Origin of the sequence: Mycolicibacterium duvalii (assembly GCF_010726645.1) — a bacterium.
Classification (GTDB): Bacteria; Actinomycetota; Actinomycetes; order Mycobacteriales; family Mycobacteriaceae; genus Mycobacterium; species Mycobacterium duvalii.
Map to the genome: position 1 here is coordinate 625,856 of NZ_AP022563.1, position 19,886 is coordinate 645,741.

The 19,886-nt window shown below is 67.9% G+C and carries 10 protein-coding genes and 1 tRNA gene; 4 read left to right on the top strand and 7 right to left on the bottom strand.

Annotated elements, in window-relative coordinates; all coding sequences use genetic code 11:
* Positions 1 to 3: 3 nt before the first annotated feature.
* The 4 genes from pks2 to G6N31_RS02910 all read right to left on the bottom strand — a co-directional run bounded on the left by pks2 (position 4) and on the right by G6N31_RS02910 (position 11,057).
* Positions 4 to 6,222: a sulfolipid-1 biosynthesis phthioceranic/hydroxyphthioceranic acid synthase gene (gene pks2 / locus G6N31_RS02895; protein ID WP_234815398.1), complete on the bottom strand. Its 6,219-nt coding sequence runs from the start codon at positions 6,220 to 6,222 to the stop codon at positions 4 to 6.
* Between the two features lie 218 nt (positions 6,223 to 6,440).
* Positions 6,441 to 6,662, bottom strand: a complete 222-nt coding sequence (locus tag G6N31_RS02900) for an MbtH family protein (RefSeq protein WP_098004559.1) — start codon at positions 6,660 to 6,662, stop codon at positions 6,441 to 6,443.
* Positions 6,663 to 7,176: 514 nt separating this feature from the next.
* Positions 7,177 to 7,992, bottom strand: coding sequence for a class I SAM-dependent methyltransferase (locus G6N31_RS02905; protein WP_234815394.1), 816 nt, complete (start codon positions 7,990 to 7,992; stop codon positions 7,177 to 7,179).
* Between the two features lie 14 nt (positions 7,993 to 8,006).
* A complete protein-coding gene (locus tag G6N31_RS02910) occupies positions 8,007 to 11,057 on the bottom strand; it encodes an MMPL/RND family transporter (protein ID WP_234815395.1) in 3,051 nt (1,016 codons plus the stop codon).
* Between the two features lie 378 nt (positions 11,058 to 11,435).
* On the opposite strand from G6N31_RS02910, the gene G6N31_RS02915 reads away from it, so the two are divergent.
* Complete coding sequence (locus tag G6N31_RS02915; protein ID WP_098004562.1) at positions 11,436 to 11,939, top strand: DUF2505 domain-containing protein; 504 nt, start codon at positions 11,436 to 11,438, stop codon at positions 11,937 to 11,939.
* Between the two features lie 47 nt (positions 11,940 to 11,986).
* On the opposite strand, the gene G6N31_RS02920 is transcribed toward G6N31_RS02915, so the two are convergent.
* The 3 genes from G6N31_RS02920 to G6N31_RS02930 form a co-directional block, all read right to left on the bottom strand.
* Complete coding sequence (locus G6N31_RS02920) at positions 11,987 to 13,354, bottom strand: PE-PPE domain-containing protein (RefSeq protein WP_234815396.1); 1,368 nt, start codon at positions 13,352 to 13,354, stop codon at positions 11,987 to 11,989.
* Between the two features lie 61 nt (positions 13,355 to 13,415).
* Complete coding sequence (locus G6N31_RS02925) at positions 13,416 to 14,162, bottom strand: dienelactone hydrolase family protein (RefSeq protein ID WP_098004564.1); 747 nt, start codon at positions 14,160 to 14,162, stop codon at positions 13,416 to 13,418.
* Between the two features lie 133 nt (positions 14,163 to 14,295).
* Positions 14,296 to 14,368: transfer RNA gene (locus G6N31_RS02930), tRNA-Arg, on the bottom strand.
* Positions 14,369 to 14,468: 100 nt separating this feature from the next.
* Here G6N31_RS02930 and G6N31_RS02935 point away from each other — a divergent pair.
* From G6N31_RS02935 to G6N31_RS02945, 3 genes are read left to right on the top strand one after another with little or no spacing between them, the layout of a single operon-like run.
* Entirely contained in the window at positions 14,469 to 15,941 is a 1,473-nt protein-coding gene (locus G6N31_RS02935) for a wax ester/triacylglycerol synthase family O-acyltransferase (protein WP_098004565.1), read from the top strand.
* A gap of 17 nt (positions 15,942 to 15,958) precedes the next feature.
* Positions 15,959 to 17,536, top strand: a complete 1,578-nt coding sequence (locus G6N31_RS02940; RefSeq protein ID WP_179964314.1) for an HAD-IB family hydrolase — start codon at positions 15,959 to 15,961, stop codon at positions 17,534 to 17,536.
* Entirely contained in the window at positions 17,533 to 19,881 is a 2,349-nt protein-coding gene (locus tag G6N31_RS02945) for a glycerol-3-phosphate 1-O-acyltransferase (RefSeq protein ID WP_098004567.1), read from the top strand. Before G6N31_RS02940 ends, G6N31_RS02945 begins: the two co-directional genes overlap by 4 nt.
* The last annotated feature ends 5 nt before the right edge of the window (positions 19,882 to 19,886 follow it).

Genomic DNA, 19,886 nt, shown 5'->3' on the forward strand with positions numbered 1-19,886 from the left:
CGGTCAGGCAGCCCGCGCGGATGCCAGCTTGTCGCATAGCAGGTCCGCCAGACCGCGAATGGTGATCGTGGTGATATCGGTGGAGGAGAGGCGAATTCCGGTCTCGGTTTCGACGCGGGTACGCAGTTCGAGCGCCCCCAACGAGTCCAGGCCGTAGCCGGACAACGGTCGGTCGGGATCGACGCTGCGGCGCAGGATCAGGGTGATCTGGTCTGAGATCAGGCGACGCAGGCGCGTCGGCCACTCGTCGGAGGGCAGTTGGTCGAGCTCGGCGAGCAGTTCGCCGGCACCCGTCGTGGCTTCGCCTCGGACGCGGAACGCTTCGGCGAAAGGACTGCGTTCGGCGAAGACCGACAGCCAGGGGGCGTCCGACACGGGGGCGTAGCCGGTGTGGGCGCGGTCGTGACGCAACAGGGCATCGAGGGCGTGGGCGCCCTCGTCGGGAGTGATGGCGGCCCCGGACTGCTCGGCGTACTGGGCGGCGCGACCGATCTGGGACCACGGGCCCCAGGCGATGGCCGTGGCCGGACGTCCCTGGGATCGCTGCCAGTGGGTGAAGCCGTCCAGCCAACTGTTGGCCGCCGCATAGGCCCCCTGGCCCGGTGAACCGACCATCGCCGCCGCCGAGGAGAACGAGCAGAACCAGTCCAGCGGCTGATCGACGGTAGCGGCGTGCAGGTTCCAGGCGCCGTGCACCTTCGGCGCCCAGTCATGCCGGATGATCTCGTCGGTGATGCTGGTCAACGTGGCATCCTCGACGACCGCGGCCGCGTGCAGCACCCCCCGCACGGGAAGTCCGGTGGCGGTCGCCGCGGCCACCAGGCGTGGCGCGGTCTCCGGCGCGGCGATGTCACCGCACTCGACGGCGACTTCGGCACCCGTCGCGCGGATGCGCTCGATCACTTCGCGTGCCTCCGGTGTCGGCTGCGATCGGGACGACAGCACCAGGCGTCCGCAGCCGGCCGCTGCCATCCGCTCCGCGAGGAACAGGCCGAGACCGCCCAGCCCGCCGCTGATCAGGTAGGCGCCGTCGCGGCGGAAGACGTCCGTCTGCGCCGGCGGGACGGCGACGGTGCACTGCGCCGCGCATCCGATGTCGAGCACCAGCTTGCCGGTGTGCTGTGCACCGCTCATCAAGCGAATGGCGGAGGCGGTGTCGGTGAGGGGGAACCGGCTGATCTGGGGTAGGGCAAGGGTGCCGTCGGCGGTGCGTCGGTACACCTCGAGCAGCAGGTCCCGCAATCGGTCGGGATGGCTGTAGGCGAGCAGTCCGAGATCTACGGCATGGAACGCCAGATTGCGGCGAAAGGGCGCCAGTCCCAACCGGGTGTCACCGTAGATGTCGCGCTTACCGATCTCGATGAAGCGTCCGCCGAGTGCGAGGAGTTCCAGCCCCGCCCGCTGGGCAGCGCCGGTCACCGAGTTGAGGACGATGTCCACGCCGTAGCCACCGGTGTCGCGGCGAATCTGATCCGCAAACTGCAGACTCCGGGAATCGTAGATGTATTCGATTCCCATGTCCCGCAGCAGAACCCGGCGTTCTTCCTTACCCGCGGTCGCGTACACCTGCGCTCCGGTGGCACGGGCGATCGCGATGGCGGCCTGACCCACACCGCCGGTGGCGGAATGGATCAGCACCTTGTCTCCGGCCCTGATCCCGGCGAGTTCGTGCAATCCGTACCACGCGGTGGCGTAGGCGGTGGTCACCGCAGCAGCCTGCGCGTCGCTGAGTCCGGCCGGTAGCGGGACCATGCGGCAGGCATCGGTGGTGATGAACGTGGACCAGCAGCCGTCCGCGCACAGCCCGCCGACCCGGTCGCCGACGGCGAGACCGGTGACATCCGGCCCGGCTGCGGACACGACTCCGACGAAGTCCGTACCCAAGCGAGGCAGCCGTCCCTCGAATGCCGGGTAGCGGCCGAACGCCACCAGGACATCGGCGAAGTTCACACTGGACGCGGTGACAGCGACCTCGACCTGCCCGGGGCCGGGCGGAATACGTTCCCCCAGAACCAATTCTGCGGTTCCCAGATCTCCCGGGGTGCGGATGGCCAGGCCGACCGCGTCGTCCGTGCCAGCGGCCGTGGTGCGCCGATCCTCCGCGCGCAGCGGGCCCGGCATCAACCTCGCGACGTACCACGCGTCGGCGCGCCACGCGGTTTCGTCCTCGTCGGACCCGGCCAGCAGCTGCCGCGCCAGGAGGTCGGACCCGGTGGCGTCGTCGACATCTATCTGCGTGACACGTAGGTGCGGGTGCTCGGCACCGACGGTCCGCAACAGGCCACGCAGACCGGCCTGCTCCAGGTTCGGGACGTCTTCCGGGGTGACGGCTTGAGCGTGTCGTGTCAGCACGTAAAGGCGTGGCAGATCATCGCGAGCCTCCGGAAGCCCCCGGATGATCCGAACCAGATGTTCCACGTACTCGCGTCCCAGCGTGGGGCTGTGCTGGACCGGGCCGCCGTCGGCGGGGCCGGTGAGGATGACGACACCGGAGACGTCGCCGGAACCCACTTGCCGGGTGACCGCACCGGCTTTCGACGCATGGTCAGCGCGGCGCGGCCAGGAGATCGTGATGCACTGTGCTCCGGCGTCGTGCAACGCACCGGTCAGTGAGGCGGCGGTGGCATCTGTGGGATCGGTGCTGACCAGCAGCCAGGTTCCGGCGTCGTGTTCAACCTCGGGTAGCTCACGCCGTCGCCATTCGATCGACAGCAACCGGTTCGCCAACACCCGCTCGTCACGGTCGGACTGGGCTGCACCTACGCCCAGGCGCAGACCCTCCACGGTGGCCAGGACCGCTCCGTGCCCGTCGAGGATGTTCAGGTCGGTGTGGACGTCCGCTGCGCCGACGTGCGCGATACGCGCGCTGCAGAAGCGGGCGCTGCGGGCCGGACCGTATGTTCGCAGCCGGCGAATGCCCAACGGCACCGCGAGGCCGTCATCGCCCAGGGCGACGAGTTGCGGATGCGCGGCCACGGACTGAAAGCAGGCATCCAGCAGAGCGGGGTGGATGCCGTATGCGTCCTGCTGCGAACGGATCTGCCCGGGCAGCGTGACTTCGGCGAGCAAGGTCGCGGTCTGCTCGTCAGCGGTGTACACCGCAGCCAGACCGGTGAACGACGGGCCGTAGCGAATGCCGTGCCGGTCCAGTCGCGTGCGCACCGCGGCCCCATCTTCGACGTTCGGGTGCGCGGCGCGCAGCGCGCAGATGTCCTGTGGGGGAGGAGGTTCGGCATCGGTGACCGCCAGCCGTGCGGTGGCCAACCGGGTTTGCTCACCGGCGTGGTCGGTTTCCACACTGAACTCGGCGACGCCTGGCGCTTGCAGCGTGGCGCCGGCCCCGACCGTGGTCTGCTCGTCGAGGAGTAGCTCCTGCGCGAAGACGAGGTCACGGACTTCCGCGCGGTCGCCCAGCAGCGTGCCGGCGGCAGCCAGCGCCATCTCGCAGAAGGCCGCGCCCGGCAGCACCGCCACGCCGGCGATCCGGTGGTCGGCGAGATAGGGGTGTGCCGCGGTGCCGACTTCTCCCTGCCAGACGTGTCTTTCGGGTTGCTCCTGCAGGCGGACGTGGGCACCGAGCAGCGGATGTACGGAAATGGTACGGCCACCGTGGGTCAGCGGCTCCGACGCGCCGCGGGAGAACATCAGCCGCCGATGGGTCCAGGTGGGCAGGGGCGCGTCGACCAGCCGGCCATCAGGGCAGAGCTCGGTGAAGTCGATCGCTGCGCCCGCGCCGTACAGATCGATCACGAGTCCGCGCATTCCCTCTGGTGTGCTCTGGTCCCGGCGCATGGCCGCCAGCGTCGCCGGCGTGATGTCCAGACTGCGGGCAGTCTGCTCGACCGCGTGGGTCAGCAGTGGATGCGGTGCGAGTTCGGCGAAGACGCGGTGGCCGTCTTCCAGGGCGGCCGCGACGGCGGGCGCGAAACGGACCATGTTGCGTAGGTTGTCCACCCAGTAGAGGGCGTCGCACACGGGCTCTTCACGCGGGTCGTACTGCGTGGCCGAATAGTAGGGAATCTCCGGCGTCTTGGGACGCAAGCCGGCGAGTACCTCAGCCAGTTCGCCGAGAATGGGGTCCACCTGCGGGGAGTGTGATGCGACGTCGACGGCGATCTCGCGGGCCATCACGTCGCGGGCTTCCCATGCCGCGATCAGCGCACGCACGGTCTGCGACGCACCGCCGACGACGGTGGATTGCGGCGACGCCACCACGGCTACCACCGCGTCGTCGATGCCTTGAGTGATGAGCTCTGAGAGGACCTGTTGCGCAGGAAGGTCGACGGCGGCCATCGCGCCCGCTCCGGCCAGGCGGGTCATCAGCCGCGAGCGCCGGCAGATCACGCGCACGCCGTCTTTCAGTGACAGGGCGCCCGACACCACCGCTGCGGCGACCTCGCCCAGGGAATGTCCGATCACCGCCCCCGGCCGGACGCCATAGGACCGCATCGTTTCGGCGAGCGCAACCTGCATGGTGAACAAGGCCGGCTGGACGCGGTCGATGCCTGACACGGTGTGCATCGCGGATATCGCGTCGGTCACCGAGAAGCCGGCCTCGCCGGCGATCAGCGGCTCGACGGCCGCGACGGTGGCCGCGAATGCGGGTTCAGTCGAGAGGAGTTCGCTGCCCATCGCCGCCCATTGCGAGCCCTGGCCCGAGAACACCCACACCGGTCCACGGTCGTCTTGCCCGACGGCAGCCTGGTACGGAGCGTCGCCGTCGGCGACCACCCGCAGTGACCGGGCCAACTCGGCCTTCGTCGTGGCGGACACGGCCGTGCGGACCACGCGGTGTGCGCGCCGGCGGGTCAGTGTGTACGCGAGATCGGAAAGACTGAAGTCTTCGTGCGTCGACACCCAGTCCGACAGGCGCGCTGCTGTTCGTCGCAACTCGTGGGTCGAGGTCGAGGACAGCGGGAACAGCAGGCGGTCAGGGGTGACGCCCGTTCGCACGCCATGGGCAGGTTGGTGCGGCGCCTGCTCGACGACCGCGTGCACGTTGGTCCCGGACAGTCCGTAGGACGACGCGCAGGCCCGGCGCAGGTGGTCGCCCGCGACGGGCCAGGGTGTGACCCGCTGGGGCACGAAGAGTTTCGTGTCGATCCGGGCCATCTGATCGGGCAGTCGAGTGAAGTGCAGATTCGGCGGGACCACGCCGTGTTGGACGGCCAGGACCGCCTTCATCAGCCCCAGCGCCCCGGCAGCGGACTGGGCGTGCCCGAAGTTGGTCTTCAGCGTCGCCAGCGCGCACGGCCGCCGGATGCCGTAGACGCTGGCCAGGCTCGCGAACTCGATCGGATCGCCGACCGGTGTGCCGGGTCCGTGCGCCTCGACCATGCCGATGGTGTCGGCGTCCACATCCGCTGCCGCCAGCGCCGACCGGTAGACCGCAGTCTGCGCAGCGAGGGAGGGCGTCGCGATGTTGACGGTGTGGCCGTCCTGATTGGCGGCGGTGCCCCGGATCACCGCCAGGATGCGGTCCCCGTCGCGCAGGGAGTCCTGCAGACGCTTGAGCAGCAACACCGCACAGCCTTCGGAGGACACGAAACCGTCCGCCGCGACGTCGAAGGCATGGCATCGTCCGGTCGGTGAGAGCATGCCCTCCGCAGAGCCCGCGACGAACTTGCGCGGGTCCAGCGTCACGGCGGCACCGCCGGCCAGGGCGAGGTCGCTCTCGCCGTCGACGAGACTACGGCAGGCCAGGTGGACCGCTGTCAGTCCCGAGGAACACGCGGTGTCCACGGTCATGGCCGGGCCGTGCAGCCCCAAGGCGTACGCGATCCGGCCGGACGCCAGGCTGAAGCTGCTGCCGGTGAAGCCGTAGGGCGCCTCGACCGCATCGGCGTCCGCGGCCAGCAGTTGGTAGTCGCCGTGGGTCAGTCCGACGAAAACCCCTGTCTGCGAGTCGCTCATCGCTTCCCGGGTGACGCCGGCGTGCTCGACGGCTTCCCAGCACGTTTCAAGGAGCAGTCGGTGCTGCGGATCGATCGCTATGGCCTCGCGCTCGTTGATCCCGAAGAACTCCGAGTCGAAGCCGGCGACATCGTCGAGAAACCCGCCCCACTTCGTCACCGAGCGGCCAGGAACCCCGGGTTGGGGGTCGTAGTATTCGTCGGCATCCCATCGGTCGGGCGGAACCTCGGTGACGAGGTCTTCACCGCGCAGCAGCGCTTCCCATAGCCTTTCCGGACAGTCGACGCCCCCCGGTAGGCGGCACGCCATGCCGATGACCGCGATGGGATGCGACCCCGAGTTCCCCACCGCGGCTCACTCTCCTGAGCCGAGGGGTCGACGGATGTCAGGCGACCGGTCGCACGGGTGTTCACCGCCCGCGACACGACGACGGCCGTGAATGAAGTGATCTTCTTGTTGCTCTGCCGAGCTGAATGCTCGACGTCCGTATTCCATCCGACTGCCCCCGATCCGGACGGTCGGGCCGTTCAGCCCTGATTCTTCGCGAGCCTTTCGCGCAGACTCCGCGGCCGAATATCGGTCCAGTTCTGCTCGATGTACTCCAGACATGCAGCGCGCTCGGCCTCGCCGAACACCACGCGCCAGCCGTCCGGTACATCGGCGAACACCGGCCACAGGCTGTGCTGCTCTTCGTCGTTGACCAGAACGAAGAAGCTGGCGCTTTCGTCGTCGAACGGATTGACGCTCATTGATTCTCCCGACCGTGCATCGAGCCCATCAATTGACGCGAACGTTACTGCAGTCGGCGGCGTCGGTCGAGGTTTTCGCAAAAGTGCTCGACGTTCGCTGAAGCCAATGCCCGGTGTGCTTGCCTAGGCAATGATTCCGACGGCTTCGATGCGCTAAAAGACGATGTGGAAGGCCTTCTTACTGCCAATGACGAGCTGTGGACACATCGCGTCCGCGGTGCCGGCGAATGTTTGCGAGATCCGCCGCATGATGTCGTCTTTCTCAGTGCTCGAGGATGGCCAGCGACGCGGTGCGCGTCGACCGCGAACGGTGCGCGCGGGTCCCGGAGTTCCTGTCACTGGACGCTTTCGATGGTGTGCTCGCACCTTTGGTGCTCGTGAACGCACATACACATCATGGCGGGCTGATGGCAGATATTTCCTCAGCAGCAATCGATTCCGGACCTGCAGTGGGCTCGTCGGGGGAAAGAGGGAGCGCTCACCGATTCACATGCAGGATTGTGGAGAGATATTTCTAGAACGTGTACCTGTAGATGCGGTCGTAATTCCGCAGCGCGGGCAGGGCGTGTTGAGCGCGGTACAGCAACCTCTGCCGGGGCAACGGAATCCGCTGGAAGCCGGCCATGATGGGACTGCTGTCGACGGCTGTCAGCCGCGGCTCCCAGCGGGTGATCTCTCCACCATCTCGGGTACCCCACTTGATCAGGCCTCTCGTGAAGACTCGGGACATCCGCGGGCCCCAGGGCGACAGGAGATCGGCGATCAACTCGCCGCTGTCGTAACGGTCGAGCACTCGGTGGAGCAACTCGGCGACCTCGCGAGGTGTCAGGTACATCAGGAGACCTTCGGCGACGATCAACACCGGGCCCCCGGTCGGCAGCTCGTCGATCCATCTCGGGTCGGTGACCGACGAGCCGATCATGCGGTACGACGGGGATTCCGAATGCAGCTCGCGGCGCAACGCGATGACGTTGGGCAGGTCGACGTCGAACCACGCGCCGCCGGGTCGCGCCATCCGCAGAGCCCGGCTGTGCAGCCCACACCCCAGATGCAGAACGGTGGCCTCGGGATGGCGGTCGAGGTACTGGCCGACCCATGCGTCGAACTGCGCGCTGCGCAATGCCACCATGAACTGATTGATGTCCGGGTGCAGAACCCGGTGCATCCGCTCGAAGTCGTACTCGATGCGGTCGATGTCCTGCGCAGCGACGTGGTCACCCAGGATGGGGCTCGGCGTCCTGCTCTCATGTGCCCGCAGGTACAGCAGGCAGAGGTTCGTCCATTCGACCGACTTCCACTGCACCCCGGTGAAGTCCACCTTGTTCGACACGACGTCCTCCTCGTTCACAGAGGTTCGGAAACGGGTTGCCCGCGATGGCGGCGAGATGACGTCGGGGGCCCGGGCCGCCACCGCGACGGCCACCAATTCGCCCGCCCGACGAGCACGGCCATGGCCGGCACGGTGACGGTGCGTACCAGGAAGGTATCGAGCAGTATTCCGGTGCCGACCACGAAGCCGGCCTGGATGATCGTGCTGATGCTGGCGAACAGCAGGCCGAACATCGAGGCCGCGAAGATCAGCCCGGCGGCGGTGATCACGCCACCGGTGGCGCCGACGGTCCGGATAACCCCCGACCGTATGCCACGGGGAGACTCGTCGCGGATCCGAGAGATCAGCAGCATGTTGTAGTCGGCGCCCATGGCGACCAGGATGATGAACGTCAGTCCCGGGACGCTCCAATGCAGTTGTTCGCCGAGGATCAACTGGAACGTGACGATGCCCAGGCCGAGTGCTGCCAGGTAGGACAGGATCACCGACGCGATCAAATAGAGCGGTGCGACGATGGCGCGCAGGAGCGCGACAAGGATCAGCAGCACCACCGCGACGGTCACGACGATGATGAACCGCATGTCGTGGTCGTAGTAGTCGCGGGCATCGCGCAGCGTCGCCGGGTAGCCCGTCATCGCGATCGAGGCGTCGGCCAGCGCGGTGTTCGGTTGCGCTTGCCGCGCGGTGTCGGTGATGGCGATGACCTGATCCATCGCCTCGGTGCTGAAGGGGTTGAGTTCGGTCTGGATGAGGTAACGGGCGGCATGGCCGTCGCGGGAGATGAAGAACTTGGCCGCCTTCTTGAAGTCGTCCGTCGCCAAGACGTCGGATGGGATGAAGAAGCCGGCCATCGACGGTGACGTCGCGCCGTCCCTCATGGTGAGCAGGAATTCCGAGGCGGCGCCCAGGTCGGTGCCCATCCTCTTGGTCTGATCGACCAGAAGGGCGACGCCGTCGGCCACCTGGCGGCCACCCTCGGCGAGTGAGTCGAGACCCTCCTGCATGCCGCCGAACGGCGCTTGGGCGCCGCCTGCAGAAGTCATCCCCAGCGAGCCCAGTGGACCCATCAGCGAGTTCATCGACTGGCTCAGCTGGGACACCGTCTGCGTCAGGCTCGACATCGGTCCGGTCGACCGGAGGTCGCCGGCGAGCTTGTCGAGGGTGCCGTCGTTGCGCGCGGCCTGCAATGTCCGGAACTGGTCCCGTGCGGAGACGCACGCCGGAGTGTCGTTGCAGTACGGGCTGCCGTCGAGTGCGGTGACCACCGGATCGATCCACTCGAGGTTCTTCGTCAAATCCTCGAAGACCCTCTGCATCGAATCGCCGAGGGTGCGCATCCCGGCGATCAGTCGCTCCGAATCGCCCATCTGCCCGAACGTCGTGGCGGCGCCGAACCGGCTCTGGATCGTCTGCAGCCCGGAGAGGATCCCACTCAGACCGGACATCAGTTGGGTGACCTGCTCACGCAGGGTGCTGAGGCCGTCGGCCAACTGATCGGCGCCCGATGCGAGCCTTTCCAGATCCGTTGTCCGGTCATGGATCAGGGTGGACGCGTCGTTCAACTTGGACCCGATCTCCCCGGCCTGGAACGTCGTGCTGGCAGCTTCCAGTCGTTCCCCGCTCGGCCGGGTGATACCGCGCACGGCCGCGATGTCGGGTAGCTGGGTGATCCGCTGCGCCATCTGCTCGAGGTCGGCGAGTGCCTCAGGGGTGCGCAGGTCTCGAGGCGACTGGATCAGCAGGTACTGGGGGATCGTCGTGTTGACGGGGAAGTGGCGATCGAGCGCCAGGTAACCGAGGGAGCTCGCGACGTTGTCCGGCAACGCCTTGCGGTCGTCGTAGTTGTATGTCACCACGAGCACGCACCCCGCCAGGAGGACCAGGACGACAAGGCTGGCGATCAGATTGGCCGTCGGCCGGCGCACGATGCGGATCCCGGACCGCCGCCAGAAGCGCGTGGTGAGATCGCGGCGCGGGGCGATCCAGCCGCGGCGTCCGGTCAACACGATGATCGCCGGCAGCAGCGTCACCGATGCCAGAAACGCAACGCCGATGCCGATCGCGAGTGCGGGCCCGATGGTCGCGAACAGTTCCAGCCGGGCGAAGGTCATCCCCATGAAGGTCACACCCACCGTGGCCGCGGATGCGGCGATCACCTTGCCGATGGATCCCAACGCGTTCCTGACCGCGTCATCGGACGGCTGACCCATGCGCACGAAGTCGTGGTACCGGCTGATCAGAAAGACGGCGTAGTCGGTCCCCGCGCCGGCCATCATGCCGCTCAGCAGAGTGATGGTCTGAGGCGACACCCCCAGACCCAGTTGGGCGGCGCCGGCCACGGCGGTCTGCGCAATGCCCAGCGAGACGCCGATCGTGATCAGCGGCAACAGGATCGTCGCGGGTTTTCGGTAGATGATCAGCAGGATGGCGACCAGCAGCGTGATGATCGCGGCTTCGATCTTGACCTGGTCTCTGGTGCCCACGTCGAGCGAGTCTGCGAATGTCGCTGCGGGGCCGGTCAAGTTCGCCGTCACCGTGGAACCGTCCACCGTGTGTCTGACGACATCGGCGATGCGGGTGTACGCCTCGTAGGACTCCGGCGAACCCAGCTCGCCCGCCAGCCACACCGGCACCAGCCACGCCTTGCCGTCCTCACTGCTGAGTCCTTCGCGCAGCTGAGGAGTGCTGACGAAATCCTCCAGCATGACCACGAATCGGCTGTCGCTGCGCAGACGTCCTACGAGGGTTCGGTAGACGTCCTCATCCTTGTCGCCGAGGCCGTTCTCGTTCGTCAGAAGCACGAGGAGCACGTTCTCGGAACCGGCTTCGTCGAAGGCCGCACCCATCTGCTGTGTCGCCACGATCGATGGCGCGTCCGCCGGTAGCGGTGAAACCGGCTGCTTCTGCGTCGCCTCGACCAGAGTGGGGAACAGCGGCGGTAGCACCACGGCCAGCGCGACCCAGAAGCCGATCACCAGCCAGGGCCATCGCACCACGACGTCGCTCAGCCGCCGGAACAAACCGCTGTGCGGGGCGACCGACGGCGTGGCCGACCGTCTGGCCACCACCGGCACGCGCATCAGCCGGCCGTCGGTAAGCCGTCTGCCAGTGCGGCGACGGCAACATCAAGATCATGGGCCGCTTCACCCACCCCGGTGCCTCTTTTCAAGGTCTCGGGCGAGAATCTGGATTGATTCCCATTGCAAGAGAATGGATTTCCGGCGCCCCCGCCCGCTCTCCAATTTTGGGCCACATTCCGCGCAGCGTGCTCCTGTGTGGCGGTCAGCCTAGTCGCACTATTGACGCAGGTGTCAAGATTCCATGTATTGGAATACCGTTTTCCCGCGGCCCTCGGCCGCCCGTAAGTCGCCACAGAAACGGGGGTGGCATGATGAGCGATCCGTCCCAAGCGTGGCTCGCGTCACCCGGACGGTGATGCGCCGATGACGCGATGTATCGACTTCGCCGTCGACTCCCCGGCCAGCGTGGAACAGATTCACTGGGCGTTCTCGCAGGAGAACTACTGGCGCACCCGGATGAAGACGTTCGGGGGGATGGGGCGGCTTGACTCGCTCGACGTCGGTGACGACGGCTCCGTGTCGGTGGTCCTCCTGCATGACCTGCATCCCGACGGGCTGCCCAAGGCGTTCGCCAGGTTCTTCCCCCGCGACTGGCACGTGGTCCAGGACGAGATGTGGGAACCCGCCGGCGACGGCACTGTCCGCGGGGAGGTCGGCATCGCCACCCATGGCGCCCCCGGCTCCGGCCGCGGCGTCGCATTGTTGACGCCTGCCGACGGTGGTTCGCGCCTGAAGTGCACCGCGACCGTGGAATTCAAGGTGCCACTGGTCGGTGGCAAAGTCGAAGGGATGATCGGCCGCTTGATGATTCCGCAGTTCTCGGTGATACAGCGCTTCACCGCCACCTGGATCGCGGAGAACTCGTGATCGGCCTTCTCTCTAGGGGCGCAGCCGGTGCCGAGTGCGCCAGTCGGTCAGCTGCGATTCCCGGTGCTGCGTTCTCTCGCATCGCGGCGCCGTTCTCGCGGCCCGGCGCTGGATTCGTTGCCGGCATCGTCGGCGCTCGACTCTTCGGTGGCTGAGTCTTCTTCCGGTGCAAACGTATTCGGAGCTGACATGCCGAAATCCTGTTGCTCCGTGTCTATCTCGACGTCATCATGGGTAGCCACTGTTTCGTTCGCATCGTCCTGGGGGTCGTCGGTCGGCAACGTCCGCACGACCTCACGCACTGGTTCGTCGACCTGCTGCGGTGTCGGGGAGTCCTGAGAGTCCTTCTCCGACAGTGACTCCAAGCCCTCACGAACGGCGTCGGGCACCTTGGCGGCGGTGTCGGCCAACTCACCCAGCGACGGGAAGAGTCGCGCCGGCCGGTAGCGGCTCGGGTCTGACGGGATCGGGTTGCCGTCATAGTAGGCGGAGTCCACTATCACCTTCAACAGTGGTGCGGAGACGTCGGCGACGGAGTCGCCGAACACCTGGCGGATCAGCCGGGTCAGCGGCAACTCCTCGGTCGTGTAGGTGACATAGGTGGTGTTCCCGCGGGTGGTGACGTAAGCGACCACCCGGTCGTCAGCCGGCGGGGTGCAGCGAGCGTCGTCGCAGGGCACCGCGGCACCGTCGGTGAGTACCGCGCAGGTGTCGGCGCTGCCGCAGGTCACCGTCGGTCGGCCGGTGATGTCGACGGGCAGGTCGATCTCGGACTGCTCCCGGTATCCGTACAGATAGGCCACCAGTGAGTTCACGTGCGCGACGACGTTGAGCAGGTCCGCCGGAGCGTTCGAGTTGTAGTTGTACTGGTAGGCGATGTCGACCACGGCGGCCGCGGCGGTGTCCGTCGGTGACGGGAACGGGTTGACCCCGATCAGCGCGAACAGCGGGTACCGGGTCCCGAATCCGCCGTCGGGACGCGACACGTTGTTGTCGAGGACGAACACCGTGGTCGGCAGCGCCGGGTCCGTCGCCCGGTCGAGCCGGCTCAGCAGCAGGCTGGCGTTGGCCGCGCCCCAGCCCGACGACAGGACGGCGTTGTCCTCGCCGGAGTTCGCCTGCAGGGCCTCGTCGATCGCCGCGGCACCGCCCCGGAAGTCGACCCCGATCAGGTCCGCGCCGGGTTGCCCGCCGGGGTTGTAGGGCGCCTGGTTGAACAGGCCGCCGAAGAAGTCCTCGTTGCCGGTCGGATCCGGATGGGTCGAGCTGCCGACGACGATCAGCGCGCTGAGGTCGACAAGCGGCGACGAAAGGGATCCCGGATGAGTGGCCGCGGCACCGCCGACCGTGATCGCGGCTCCCACGGCGACCGCCCCGACGGTGGTCCTGGCCACCCTGCTACGAAATTTGCTCACACCGACTCTCCTCCCCACGCCACCGTAACCCGTCCGGCCGGTGGGCGCGACCACGGGGGTGCTAGTGCGCTGCATCGTCGGGGCCGAAGCTCTCGGCCAGAAAGCGCTCGAGCGACGCCCACGCCCGGCGGGAGGCGGATTCGCTGAAAAGCACTCCCCGGGCCGGGTCGTCGGCGAACGGCGCCATGAACGCGTGCATCGTGTTGCCGAAGGCGTGCAGCTGCCAGTCGATGCCGCGGCCCGAGAACTCCCGGCCCAGCGCCACGACGTCGTCCGGCGGGGCGAACGGGTCGTCCCACCCGTGGAAGACGATCACCTTCGCGGTCACCGGGCGCGGTGGGGCGTGGGGTGGCGGGGTCAGCAGGCCGTGGAAGCTCGCGACGGCAACCAGGGGGTGACCGGCGCGGGCCAGGTCGAGCACGCACAGCCCACCGAAGCAGAACCCGACGGCCGCGACGCGGCCGGCATCGACGTCGGGGCCCGACACGAGCGCGTCGTACACCGCGGCCAGTCGTCGCGCGAGCGCTTCCCGATCGGCCAGGAACGCGGTCATCGCGGCGCCGGTGGCGTCGATGCCGCCGGCGCTGACGTCCTCGCCGAACAGGTCGACCGCCACGGCCTGGTACCCAGCCCGCGCGAGGCGCGTCGCGATGTCGAGCTGCGCGTCGCTGCGGCCCTCCATACCGTGGAACACGAGCACGGTCGGCGGGGTTCCGGCGCCGTCATCCCGGACGTCGTCGCGGACCAGCACGGTGTCGAAATGTCGATCGTCGAGGGAATGGCGCAGGGAGCTCTGGTGCACGGTCACCCCGCTGACGCTGCCACGTTCGAGGGGTTGGCACCACGGCTTCGCTGCCCGCGAAACCGTCTGTGCCGGCCCATGAGTCACCCCGGCCACGCAGTCGCCGCCGGACGGCGCCGGCGCCTCGCCGAGGGTGCAGCGCCCCCGGCAGGGATCGAACCTGCGACCAACCGCTTAGAAGGCGGCTGCTCTATCCGCTGAGCTACGGAGGCAGCGCCGAGCAGTGTATCGCGCGGGTCCACCCGTGACGGGTGTGGCAGCGGTGCACAAAAGCCGCCTCGTCGGGCACGGCTGCCGACTAGTTTGGTGCGCATGAGCAATGCGCCGGACCTGGACGCGGCCGGACTTCCGGAGGAACTCAGCCCGCTCGACCAGATCTTGCACCGCGGCGAGGCCAACCCGCGGACCCGCTCGGGAATCCTCACCGTCGAGTTGCTCGACACCACCCCGGACTGGACCCTGTTCCGCACGCGCTTCGAGCATGCGTCGCGCAAAGTGCTGCGGCTGCGGCAGAAGGTCGTCACGCCGACGTTGCCGACGGCCGCGCCGCGCTGGGTCGTCGACCCCGACTTCAACCTCGACTTCCATCTGCGCCGGGTCCGGGTGCCGCAACCGGGAACCTGGCGTCAGGTGATGGACCTGGCCGAAGTGGCTGCGCAGTCGCCGCTGGACATCTCCCGCCCGCTGTGGACGGCGACGCTCATCGAGGGTCTGGCCGACGACCGGGCGGCGCTGATGGTGCACCTGAGCCACGCCGTCACCGATGGTGTCGGCGGGGTGGAGATGTTCGCCACCCTGTACGACTTCGAGCGGGAACCCGGTCCGCAGGACACCCCGCCGCTGCCGATCCCGTCGGACCTCTCACCCAACGACCTGATGCGCGAAGGCCTGGGCCGGCTGCCCGGCACCGTCGTCGGCAGCGTCCGCAACGTGCTGGTCGGCACGGCGCAGGCGGTCGGCCACGTGGTGCGCGATCCGGTGTCGCGAGTCGGCAGTGCCATCGATTACGCGTTCTCGGGCGCCCGTGTGATCGGTCCGGTGGCCGACCCGTCTCCGATCCTGCGCCGCCGCAGTCTGTCGTCGCGCAGCGAAGCCATCGACATCGCGTTCGGTGACCTGCACCGCGCCGCCAAGGCCGCCGGCGGCTCGATCAACGATGCCTACCTGGCCGGGCTGTGCGGGGCGCTGCGGCTCTATCACCGCGCCCAGGGGGTACCGGTCGACACGCTGCCGATGGCGGTGCCGGTGAACCTGCGCTCGGACGCCGATCCGGCCGGGGGCAACCGGTTCGTCGGGGTCAACCTCGCTGCCCCCATCGGCCTGACCGATCCGGATGAGCGCATCAAGGAGATCCGGGCACAGATGACCCGCAAGCGCGACGAGCGGGCGCTCGACCTCGTCGGGGCCATCGCTCCACTGGTGAGCCTGCTGCCCGACAGTGTGCTCGAGACCATGGCCGGCGCGGTGGTCAACTCCGACGTCCAGGCCAGCAACGTACCCGTCTACGCCGGGGACACCTTCATCGCCGGTGCGAAAGTGTTGCGCCAGTACGGGCTCGGTCCACTGCCGGGTGTGGCGATGATGGTGGTGCTGGTGTCGCGGTCCGGGTACTGCACGATCACCGCGCGCTACGACCGGGCGTCGATCACCGAGCCCGACCTGTTCGCCCAGTGTCTGCTGGACGGCTTCGACGAAGTCCTCGCCCTCGGCGGTGACGGCCGGGCGGTCCCGGCGACGTTCACCGCGCAGTCCTCGTCCCTCCCACTGAACGGAAGTCCGACATGACCTCGCCCGACGGCGAAATGCGTTTACCGGGTTCGGTTGCCGAGATCATGGCCAGCCCGGAGGGCCCCCAGATCGGTGCCTTCTTCGACCTCGACGGCACGCTCGTCGCGGGCTTCACCGGGGTGGTGATGACCCAGGATCGGTTGCGGCGCCGTCAGATGTCGGTCGGGGAGTTCATCGGGATGGTGCAGGCGGGGCTGAACCATCAGCTCGGGCGCTCGGAGTTCGAGGACCTGATCGGCAAGGGCGCACGGATGTTGCGCGGCAACTCGGTCGCCGACGTCGACGAGCTCGCCGAACGGTTGTTCGTGCAGAAGATCGTCAGCCGGATCTATCCGGAGATGCGCGAGGTGGTCCGGGCGCACATGGCTCGCGGCCACACCGTGGTGCTCAGCTCCTCGGCGTTGACCGTGCAGGTGGAGCCCGTGGCGCGGTTTCTCGGCATCACCAACGTACTGAGCAACAGATTCGAGACCGACGACGACGGACTGATCACCGGCGAAGTGGAACGTCCGATCATCTGGGGACCCGGAAAGGCCCGTGCCGTACAGGCATTCGCGGCGGCCAACAACATCGACCTGTCCCGCAGTTACTTCTACGCCGACGGCGACGAGGACGTCGCGTTGATGTACCTGGTCGGCAACCCCAGGCCCACCAATCCCGCGGGCAAGATGGCGGCGGTGGCCGCCAAACGCGGCTGGCCCGTCCTGCGGTTCAGCAGCCGAAGTGGTGGGAGTCCGGCGTCGCAGCTGCGCACCGCGGCCGGTGTCGCGACGATGGTGCCGGTCGCGGCAAGCGCGCTGGGGATCGGGCTGTTGACCCGCAGCAAGCGCAACGGCGTGAACTTCTTCACGTCGGTGTTCGGCCGGACCCTGCTCGGCGCGATCGGCATCAACCTCCAGGTGCTCGGCAAGGAGAACCTGACCGCGCAGCGGCCGGCGGTGTTCATCTTCAACCATCGCAACCAGGCCGACCCGCTGATCGCCGGGCGCCTGGTCAACGACAACTTCACCACCGTCGGCAAGAAGGAACTCGAAAGCGACCCGATCGTCGGCACCATCGGCAAGATCCTCGATGCCGCCTTCATCGATCGCGACGATCCCGCGAAGGCGGTGGAGGGTCTGAAGAAGGTCGAAGACCTTGCCCGGAAGGGTGTTTCGATCCTGATCGCGCCGGAGGGAACCCGACTCGACACCAACGAGGTGGGCCCGTTCAAGAAGGGACCGTTCCGCATCGCGATGTCGGCCGGGATTCCGATCGTGCCCATCGTGATCCGCAACGCGGAGGTGATCGCGGCCCGCGACTCGAGCACCTTCAACGCCGGCACCGTCGATGTCGTGGTCTATCCGCCCATCCCGGTGGACGACTGGACGCCGGCGAATCTGCCGGAACGGATGGAGGAGATCCGCCAGCTCTACCTCGACACCCTGAAGAACTGGCCGCACGACGAGCTGCCCACCCCGGCGTTGTACACGCGGACCGAGGAAAAGGCCGCCAGACCCGCCAACAAGAAAGCTCCGGCGAAGAAGTCGCCGGCGAAGAAGACGCCGGCGAAGGCGCCCGCCAAACGCGCGGGCGGCAGGGGGCGGCCATGAAGCTGCGTGCCGACGACATCGCTGCGTTCACGGCCACCGACGACACCCTGGTGCTCGCCTCGGTGTCGTCGCCCGCCGAGGAGCGTCTGCTCGCCGACTGGTTGCAGCGGCAGCGCCGCGAACATCCCGACGCCAAGATCGAGGTGCTGCGCCTGCCCGTCGACGACGACCCGCCGGCCGCGGTGCTGGCCCAACTCGTCGAACAGTTGCAGGCCGACCAGGACCGCTGGGTGGTCCCGGTGCGGGTGTTCTGGGTGCCCGGCGGACTGCCGACCCGCTCGAAAGTCGTGGCGCTGCTGTCGGGCCGCGACACCTACCGGCCGCCGCAGCTGCTGCAGGCCGGCATCTTGCGGCGCGACCCCTCGCGGGCAAGGGTGGTCGCCGGCGAACCGGCCAAGATCTCCGAGCTGCGACAACAGTGGAGCGACACCACGGTGGCCGAAAACCACCGCGAATTCGCCCGTTTCGTGCTCCGTCGGGCCATCCTGGCGATCGAACGGGTCGAGCTGAGGCTGCTCGGACCCGAATACAAGTCGCCGCGGCTGATCAAACCGGAAGTGCTGTCGTCGACCCGGTTCCGCGAAGGGCTCGAGAAGATCCCGGGCGCCACCGTGGAGCAGGCCGGCGAGATGCTCGACGAGCTCAGCACCGGATGGAGCCGATTCTCCGTCGACCTCATCCCGACGCTGGGCCGCGCGATCTTCAGCCGCGGCTTCGACCCGAAGATCGATTACGACCGCTTCGAGGTCGAGAGCATGCGGCGCGGGCTGGAGAACCACCCCGCGGTGCTGCTGTTCTCCCACCGGTCGTATCTCGACGGGGTGATCGTGCCGGTGGCGATGCAGGAGAACCGGCTGCCCCCGGTGCACACCTTCGCCGGCATCAACCTGTCGTTCGGGGCGATGGGCCCGCTGATGCGCCGCTCGGGGGTCATCTTCATCCGGCGCAAACTCGACGACCCGCTCTACAAGTTCGTGCTGCGCCAATTCGTCGGGTACATCGTCGAGAAGCGCTTCAACCTCAGCTGGTCCATCGAGGGCACCCGGTCACGCACCGGGAAGATGCTGCCGCCCAAGCTCGGACTGCTGGCGTATGTCGCCGACGCCTACCTCGACGGGCGCAGCGACGACATCCTGCTGCAGCCGGTGTCGATCAGCTTCGACCAGCTGCACGAGACCGCCGAGTACGCCGCGTACGCGCGCGGCGGGGAGAAGACGCCCGAAGGTCTGCCGTGGTTGTACAACTTCATCAAAGCCCAGGGGGAGCGCAACTACGGCAAGATCTACGTCCGCTTCCCCGAGGCGGTGTCGATGCGCGAGTACCTCGGAGAGCCGCACGGCCCGATGACCACCGACGACTCCGCCAAACGCCTCGCGCTGCAGAAGATGGCCTTCGAGGTGGCGTGGCGGATCCTGCAGGTGACTCCGATCAACGCGACCGCGCTGGTGTCGGCGCTGCTGCTGAGCACCCGCGGGATCGCGCTGACGCTGGACCAGCTGCACCACACCCTGCAGGATTCCCTGGACTACCTCGAGCGCAAGCAGGCCCCGATGACCAACAGCGCGCTGCGCCTGCGCACCCCCGAGGGCGTGCGCGCTGCGCTCGACGCGCTGTCGGGCGGACATCCGGTCACCCGGGTTGACGGCGGGCGCGAACCGGTGTGGCGGATCGCACCACAGGATGAACTCGAGGCAGCGTTCTACCGCAACTCCTTGATCGACGCATTCCTGGAGACCTCCCTGGTCGAGCTGGCGCTGGCGTACGCCGCGCGTCAGGAGACCGAGCGGGTCGAGGCCTTCTGGACCCAGGTGATGCGGCTGCGTGATCTGCTCAAGTTCGAGTTCTACTTCGCCGACTCGGCCGCGTTCCGGGAACACGTCGCCCAGGAGATGGCGTGGCATGACGACTGGGAGAGCGACGTCGCCGCCGGCGGCGAGCGGCTCGACGCCCTGATGCGCGCCAAACGCCCCGCGATCGCCGGCCCGCTGCTGCGGCCGTTCTTCGAGGCCTACCAGATCCTCGCTGACGCGTTGCTCGATGCCCCGGCCGACATCTCGGAGAAGGACCTGACCACCAAAGCCCTGGGGCTCGGCCAGCAGTATGTCGCGCAGAGCCGGGTGCAGAGCACGGAGTCGGCGTCGGCGCTGTTGTTCGCGACCGCTCAGCAAGTTGCGGCGGACCAGGAGTTGTTGCGTCCGGCTGCCGACCTGACCGAGCGCCGCCGGGCCTTCCGCCGCGAGTTGCGCGGCATCCTGACCGACATGAACACCGTCGACCGCTACGCGCGCAAGCAGTTCTTCGCGCGGGAGCGGCGCCGGCGTGAGGAGCGCCACCAGGCGGTGTGACCGGC

Coding starts and splice junctions, on each gene's coding strand:
- G6N31_RS02935 (WP_098004565.1), top strand. CDS start 14,469: ATGAGCAATGCGCCGGACCTGGACGCGGCCGGACTTCCGGAGGAACTC.
- G6N31_RS02940 (WP_179964314.1), top strand. CDS start 15,959: ATGCGTTTACCGGGTTCGGTTGCCGAGATCATGGCCAGCCCGGAGGGC.
- G6N31_RS02915 (WP_098004562.1), top strand. CDS start 11,436: ATGACGCGATGTATCGACTTCGCCGTCGACTCCCCGGCCAGCGTGGAA.
- G6N31_RS02945 (WP_098004567.1), top strand. CDS start 17,533: ATGAAGCTGCGTGCCGACGACATCGCTGCGTTCACGGCCACCGACGAC.
- G6N31_RS02900 (WP_098004559.1), bottom strand. CDS start 6,662: ATGAGCGTCAATCCGTTCGACGACGAAAGCGCCAGCTTCTTCGTTCTG.
- pks2 (WP_234815398.1), bottom strand. CDS start 6,222: ATGGCGTGCCGCCTACCGGGGGGCGTCGACTGTCCGGAAAGGCTATGG.